At 67.8% G+C, this 1,865-nt stretch carries 1 pseudogene; it reads left to right on the top strand.

Annotated features, from left to right (window positions below):
- Positions 1 to 12: 12 nt before the first annotated feature.
- Positions 13 to 1,865, top strand: a pseudogene (locus L995_RS33490) (hypothetical protein); the annotation flags it as partial.

Raw genomic sequence — 1,865 nt, 5'->3', positions numbered from 1 at the left:
CTGGCCGCCGCCATGCCCGATGCTGCTGCAGCACCTGCAGCACCTGCAGCACCTGCAGCACCTGCATCCGTGGAAGCAGCCGCGCGGAAGGCGGCCACCAGCCAGGCCAACGACCTGCCCGAGCCGACCGATGCCCAGAAGGAGGCGGGCAACTACAAGAAGGGCCACGTCCGCCTGAACGGCCTGGACATCAGCATCGAGAACCCCGCCGGCAGCCGCCGCCGTCCAGAATGGCCGCCCCTGAAGAACCACTACGGCTACTTCAAGGGTTCTGTGGGCGCGGACAAGGACCATGTGGACGTGTTCATGACCGAGCGCGCGAGCGACCCGGACCTGCCGGTGTTCGTGGTGGACCAGGTGAACCGTGATGGCTCATTCGATGAACACAAGGTGGTGCTGGGGGCGGCCGACGAGGCCGGTGCGCGGAGCACCTACCTGGCCAACTATGAAAAGGGCTGGACGGGACTGGGCGCTATCACGCAGATGACGCAGGACGAATTCAAGGTCTGGGTGCGGGATCCGGCCGAGACCAAGAAGCCGGCGGGGAAGAGCGCGGCAGTCGCCGCGACCCATGCGCCAGACGAGTTCCCCCTGCGGGAGGCTGCTGCCAGCTATTCTGGCATTTCGCACCAGGGTACTACCCGAGCAAACGGCGACCGTGCGGCCTTCGAGACCTTCCTGGCCGGCCAGCGCGACGATGGCATGTCGGTGGCCAAGACCGAGGCCCAGAAGGCGGCCGTGGAAGCCGAAGTGCGTCAGCTGCGCCAGGAGTATTTGCAGCAGTACCGCATGCTGATGGGCGTGCGCTCCGGCACGTACAGCGGCTTCGTGGCAGGCCGCAGCGGCCTGAACTCCAAGCAGGCCGGCAACCGGAACAGCAGCCTGGATCGGGCCATGGAACGCTTTGCGTCCTGGGAGTCAGGGGCTGCTGGCCGAGCCCGTAGGGCCGCGCTGGCCGCACGCACACCCGCTGAAGTGCAGGCCGCACGGGAGGCAGCTGCCACGGCACGCCGGGAAAAGGACGCTGCACGGTTGGCCAAGGATCTTGCTCTGGTGGGCCGGGTTCTGGATTGGAAGAAGGGCGACCGTTCTGAATTTGCCAAAGGCACGACCCTGGTAGGCGTGAACAAGGACCGCGCGGGATACCCCAACAGCGTGCTGCTGGAGCCCGCTGACGGAACGCCCCTGACGGACAACAAGTTCGACTTGGCAGGGTTGTTTCGCCGCAAGGGCGAAAGCGTGCCCGAATCGCGCCAGCGCGTGCGTGACCTGGTGGACCAGGTGCGTGCGGAGCGTGCGCAAAACGGCAGCGAGACTGCCGAAGTCACGCCCAAGCGGCCTCGCGGGGTCCTGGCCAAGAAGGCCGCTGCCGAAGAGGCAGCCCGCGCCGACTACTTCACCCCGGGCAACATCGTGAAGGGCTACGGGGATAGCCATGTCCGCGTGGTTTCATACACGCCGGCCAATGTCGATGGCGTCTGGAGCGTGACGGTACGCCAGGTGGAGAAGCAGGGATCGGGCTGGCAGGACGTGCCGGGCGTGCGCGAACGCACCCATGCCACGCCGCCCAGCGCGCGCGAGCTGAAGGCCGGGCCGGTGGAGCGCACCGAGGAACTGCCGTTCCGCCGTGGCGAAACCGATGGCCAGGGCCTGACCGATGACCAGATGGCCAACCTGCTGCGCATCATGCGTCCCGAGCCGGCGGCGTTTTCCGATGCGGCGCGGGCCCAGGCCGTGCGCCAGGTGCGCGAGACAGTAGATGCCATCCGCAAGGGCTGGAGCAACGGCCCCGAGGTGGTGGTGGCCTTCGACATGTCCGACCCGGCTGTGCCGGAGGCGGCGCGGCGCGCGGACTTGCGACGCGG

This window comes from Delftia sp. ZNC0008, from assembly GCF_000799035.1.
In the GTDB taxonomy this organism is placed as follows: Bacteria; Pseudomonadota; Gammaproteobacteria; order Burkholderiales; family Burkholderiaceae_C; genus Comamonas; species Comamonas tsuruhatensis.
The sequence above is the reverse complement of the archived record's forward strand: the minus strand, read 5'-3'. Positions and strand labels throughout refer to the sequence as shown.